At 59.2% G+C, this 255-nt stretch carries 1 pseudogene; it reads right to left on the reverse strand.

The window, feature by feature from the left end:
- Positions 1-255: pseudogene (gene tuf, locus IB256_RS30545) on the reverse strand (elongation factor Tu); the annotation flags it as partial.

Genomic DNA, 255 nt, shown 5'->3' on the forward strand with positions numbered 1-255 from the left:
CAACGCCTTCCGGCAGTTCGCAGTTGCCGGTTACGTCGGTGGTACGGAAGTAGAACTGCGGGCGGTAGCCTTTGAAGAACGGGGTGTGACGACCACCTTCTTCTTTGGACAGCACGTACACTTCGCATTCGAACTTGGTGTGCGGCTTGATGGTGCCCGGCTTGGCCAGAACCTGGCCACGCTCTACGTCTTCACGCTTGGTGCCACGCAGCAGAACGCCAACGTTCTCACCAGCACGACCTTCGTCGAGCAGCT

Origin of the sequence: Pseudomonas sp. PDM17 (assembly GCF_014851985.1) — a bacterium.
GTDB lineage: Bacteria > Pseudomonadota > Gammaproteobacteria > Pseudomonadales > Pseudomonadaceae > Pseudomonas.